This is a genomic window from Paraburkholderia lacunae, from assembly GCF_003353175.1.
GTDB lineage: Bacteria > Pseudomonadota > Gammaproteobacteria > Burkholderiales > Burkholderiaceae > Paraburkholderia > Paraburkholderia lacunae.
Map to the genome: position 1 here is coordinate 1 of NZ_QHKS01000076.1, position 4,182 is coordinate 4,182.

Sequence of the window (4,182 nt, forward strand, 5' to 3'; positions counted from 1 at the left end):
GCATCACCGAAGGCTTCAGCCATTTCGTTGCCTCCATAGCTGCTCCGGTTGCTTCCGGCTGGAGCGGTTGCCGGGCGGGACTTACACCCGCTGGAAAGCGCCACCTTTTCACGGCGCACACCCCGGGCGGTCATCCAGATTTCTACAAAGCAGCCCGTCAAATCTGCGATCCGAGGATCGCCTTCGGCGGATAGCTCGCTAGCACGACAGAAGTGGTCACGGGCCCGAATCTGGCAAGCGCGTCGATTGCGGCTTCAAGCTGGACCATCTCTTCAACCACCAACCGAACGATGAAGCAGTCTTCGCCGGTGATCCGGTGCGCCTCGACGATCTCAGGCATCGCTTCGAAGGCGCTCAGGCAACGCTTTATTTCAGCGTGGGTGGTGCGGATTCGCACGATCGCGCCGATGCCCCGACCGACAAGGCCGGGATTTATCCGCGCCGCGTAGCCCTCGATGACCCCAAGCTCCTCGAGCCTCCTGATGCGGGCGGTGACAGCCGGCTGAGAAAGCCCGATCTGCTTCCCGAGTTCCGTGTTAGTGACGCGTGCATTGCGCTGAAGCGCCTCCAGGATCCGCCAGTCTAGCCTGTCCAACGTTACCGGCTTAGCTTTCATTTGTGAGCAGCCTCAATTTCCGTCAATTCGTTTGTGTATCACCATCAATCCATTTGATTGGCGATGTTGCCTGAATTCACGAGCTTTTACACTGGATGCTCGCTTACTCATGGAGATCTGGCAGATGGACTACCCCGTTCTTGTTGTTCCTGGCATCGGCAACTCCGGCGCATTGCACTGGCAGAGCGTATGGCAGGCCGCGCATCCGGATTGGCAACGCCTCTCAGTCGAGGATTGGGATTACGTCGTGTGCGATGACTGGGTATCGGCCATAGAACGGCAGCTAGCGGCAAATGGGAGGGAGACTGTCATAGTGGCGCACAGCCTCGGATGTCTGGCCTTGGTCCAGTGGGCTGCCCGGTATGCGCGGAAAATTCGTGGCGCGCTGCTTGTGGCCGTGCCGGACCCGGCATCACCGGCATTTCCTCGGGTAGCCGCGAGCGGATTCGCGCCCCTGCCATCGGAGCGGTTGCCGTTTCCCACGACCGTCGTATCCAGCACCAACGATCCGTATGGCAGCGTGGACCACGCACGCGCCTGCGCAACTGCATGGGGCAGCGAACTCGTCGAAGTTGGCGCACAGGGACATCTCAACGCGGACAGCAACTTGGGCAGTTGGCGCGAAGGGTTTCGATTGCTGGAGAACATGAACAACGGTTGATCCGGTTCGCAACCGCCGGCGTCCCTATTCCAGCATGCCGGCATGCGAATTCCGCACACGGATCGCAGCTACCGATGGTGGAATAGTTCTTCACTAAGCGGCAATGGAAACACTCACTTAGTTTTTGGATGTCGCAGTTGATTGTCGGCGATCTATGCAACGCGGTCGAACGGCAGCTATTGGCCGATTCTGTTTGCAAGCACTTCCCCCGAGAGTCAGGACTGGGGTTCGATTTTTGATTCTTGCAGAGACTGGATGCCTACTTTCAGGCGGACCGGGTGGCGTAGTCATTCCACTTTCCTCAAGTCGGCTGCCGCTGTCGTGTCGAAGCAATACCAGGTCGCGAGATTGAGGCCTCCTGCCAGCCCCAAAAGCGGCTCAGAAGTTGTAATTGACCGAAAGAGCGAGCACACCCGAGCCCGCGCGCTGCGTCACAGGGCTTTGCTCGGCTGAGCCGACGAGTTGCTGGAATGCTGCATCGGCACTGAGCATCCAATGCTTGTGGAAGATCCATGTTGCACCGACCCCGAAGCCCACGGACTTGACGCCGGCTGACGCATGGTACTGGGGGTAGCGCGAGTGCGCCGCCTGCTCCGCATTCACGCCGAAGAAACTGTTCATGTAGTGCGCATCTGCAAAGGTGACGCTGGGGCCCGCGAACCACACGAACCGTTCCGAACTGCCGGGCATCGGCATGTATGCGCCGAGGTCGCCGACCCAGCCGCCGGCGCCGCCAAAGGTGTGGCGGATATCGGCGCGCAGCACGAGCGGGAACGACTTTGACACCACGTATTCGCCAAGCAGGCGCAATGCGGGCGCGGGGCTGATATCGCCGAGGCCGTTCAGGTGATCGATATCGTTGGCCTGGCTCCAGCCGAGGTCGTATGCGACTGCGACCCCTATGCGCCAGTTCGGCCCCGTCAATACGTTCCAGCCGAGGCCTTCGCCCGTGGACAGAAAGAATCGGTCGCGATAGCGAATGTCGATGCTTGGCCCGGCATACAGGCGATAGCTGTCGGCGCCGTCATAAGTCGGCTGAAAACTGACCGCGGGGCCGACGCGAATGCGCCACTTCGGCAGTTCCGGTTCGAACATCTGCTCGAGGAGGATGCCTTCCGAATATTGCCATTCCGCGAGCGGCGAGGGTGTTTGGGCCATGACGGGCGCCGGCATCAGTGCCGCCGTCAGCGCGGCAGCGCATGCAAGGGTACGCGCGCTGTGCTGGCCTTGGTCTTCGGAGTCGTTGATCTTCATAGCAACGAATGTTACCGCGGCGGCGTCCGGCCGAAGTCGACCCCAAAGGAGCCGGTGGAGGTGGTGAATCGCCTGCCCGAAACCGGACGTTCGTGATCCGCTAAAGCGACCTGCCGCTTCCGACCTCAAGCCGACCGAGAGGCAACCCAAATTTGATCAGCCAAAGGTAGCTGCCTGGTTGCCAGACTCATCGTCAAGTTGATGACCTGAAAACTAACATTGCGAACTCAACGTCGTGAAGTTACTCGCGTCTAAAGCTGAGAATAGCCCTTCCTATTGGATTTCCTGGCACTAACGGATTCGGCATCCAGGCCGTACTGACGTCGAGCGTGTCTCCATCGAGCTTGTAGAATCGTTCCTGCTCACTGCCGTTCCAGGCTTCATTCCAAGACGAGTCAATCTTTGTAATGAACCTATCCTTATCTATCCGATACCGTCCTGTATAGGCCATCACAGTCCGGAAGAGTGCCACCACCTTCTCATCTGTGTCCCCTGGCTCCCGCGCCTTTGCGGTAACCAGTACCATCATTCGCCCATCAGAGCCGAAGATAAGGTACCCGTTCGGGTCGGCGCCCCAAGGTTGAGTGCGCTCGTTTGAATCCTGAAGCTCGGTATTAAAAGAAATCAACCGCCAGCAACCGTGGAGTTCAGTGTCGCGCTCAGTCATATCTCCTCCCGTAGCACCGCCAAAGCACGCTTAAATCCTCATTGCTCTTACTGCCCGTTCCAAATTTGCCCGCACAATCACGCGATGAAACGGCGCAATCGTCGCAAGATAGATTCGCCCCAGTCTGTTATGGCAATGCACCACCGTGCCCGCGAGCAGCTCTCGCCCATTTGCCGCATCGGCGCGAAGTTGGATGGTGGCGCGGAAGTCGAGATGCCGGTCATCCGCGCCCACTACCAACTCCGTCGCGCTCTTTGACAGCAGCGGTAAGTAGCCGATAATCGGCCCACGCGCCGCTGCGGCAAGACCGACGGCGCGAGACGATTTGACGCCGACTGTCACCATCACCACATCGCGGACACGCGTGAGCGCACGAATCCACCACGCCTGCCGCTCGAACGCGGCGCGTGCCAACACCTCCAGATCCTCGCTGGCCTCCGCCGGCAGTCGAATTGCAAAGGCGTCCAAAAGGTCCGCGCCCGCGTAAAGCGGCGCTAGCACGCTGTTGCCAGGCATGGGCACGGCGCGCGCTTTGGTCAAGGTAGTGTTCCGGGGTTGGTTCATGGTGTTCAGCAGTCTAGTCGTGTCAGCGGCTCGTCGATGCGGGCGACCATCGTCAAATCCTGCTCGCGGCCACACACACCACACTGTCAGCCAAGATGGCATCGAGCCGCTGCGGGACGGTCTTCACGAGGCGAAGGATCATACGTCGAGTGCGCCGTGGTCGATTGCCCTATCTCGATCAATGGGTTACCGCGAGTATGCCCGAAAGCGGACGGCCACGACAGGCTGCTGGTGGCCGCCCCCAACGCCCGAGCGCGGCGATCGCCTCGGGCGCGGTTCTCATGCGAAAGGCAAAACCCGGTAGAGTCGAGATGTGGCGCGGTAGCGGTAGGTTCGGTTTGTCTGTTGCCGCCCCTTTCGTCTGGCGGTGCCCGAGTAACCTCACCCTAACCCCGTTTCCACACCCCGCTCATCGAACCG

The 4,182-nt window shown here is 60.0% G+C and carries 5 protein-coding genes; 1 reads left to right on the forward strand and 4 read right to left on the reverse strand.

Features of this window, described 5'->3' with window-relative positions; all coding sequences use genetic code 11:
• Nucleotides 1-157: 157 nt before the first annotated feature.
• Complete coding sequence (locus DLM46_RS38700; protein ID WP_115110339.1) at nt 158-616, reverse strand: Lrp/AsnC family transcriptional regulator; 459 nt, start codon at nt 614-616, stop codon at nt 158-160.
• Nucleotides 617-740: 124 nt separating this feature from the next.
• Here DLM46_RS38700 and DLM46_RS38705 point away from each other — a divergent pair, with 124 nt between their 5' ends.
• Nucleotides 741-1,277, forward strand: coding sequence for an RBBP9/YdeN family alpha/beta hydrolase (locus DLM46_RS38705; protein ID WP_115110351.1), 537 nt, complete (start codon nt 741-743; stop codon nt 1,275-1,277).
• Between the two features lie 378 nt (nt 1,278-1,655).
• On the opposite strand, the gene DLM46_RS38710 is transcribed toward DLM46_RS38705, so the two are convergent.
• The 3 genes from DLM46_RS38710 to DLM46_RS38720 all read right to left on the reverse strand — a co-directional run bounded on the left by DLM46_RS38710 (nt 1,656) and on the right by DLM46_RS38720 (nt 3,738).
• Entirely contained in the window at nt 1,656-2,531 is an 876-nt protein-coding gene (locus DLM46_RS38710; protein WP_115110343.1) for a MipA/OmpV family protein, read from the reverse strand.
• A 241-nt stretch (nt 2,532-2,772) separates the two neighbouring features.
• Nucleotides 2,773-3,198 carry a lipocalin-like domain-containing protein gene (locus DLM46_RS38715; RefSeq protein ID WP_115110347.1) on the reverse strand — a complete coding sequence of 142 codons (426 nt, stop codon included), beginning with the start codon at nt 3,196-3,198 and terminating at the stop codon, nt 2,773-2,775.
• A 30-nt stretch (nt 3,199-3,228) separates the two neighbouring features.
• Nucleotides 3,229-3,738 carry a DUF2867 domain-containing protein gene (locus tag DLM46_RS38720; protein ID WP_115110354.1) on the reverse strand — a complete coding sequence of 170 codons (510 nt, stop codon included), beginning with the start codon at nt 3,736-3,738 and terminating at the stop codon, nt 3,229-3,231.
• Nucleotides 3,739-4,182 lie beyond the last annotated feature (444 nt).

What these genes read in the sequence shown, in the direction of transcription:
- DLM46_RS38710 (WP_115110343.1), bottom strand. Translation starts at nt 2,531, where the DNA reads ATGAAGATCAACGACTCCGAAGACCAAGGCCAGCACAGCGCGCGTACC.
- DLM46_RS38705 (WP_115110351.1), top strand. Translation starts at nt 741, where the DNA reads ATGGACTACCCCGTTCTTGTTGTTCCTGGCATCGGCAACTCCGGCGCA.
- DLM46_RS38700 (WP_115110339.1), bottom strand. Translation starts at nt 616, where the DNA reads ATGAAAGCTAAGCCGGTAACGTTGGACAGGCTAGACTGGCGGATCCTG.
- DLM46_RS38715 (WP_115110347.1), bottom strand. Translation starts at nt 3,198, where the DNA reads ATGACTGAGCGCGACACTGAACTCCACGGTTGCTGGCGGTTGATTTCT.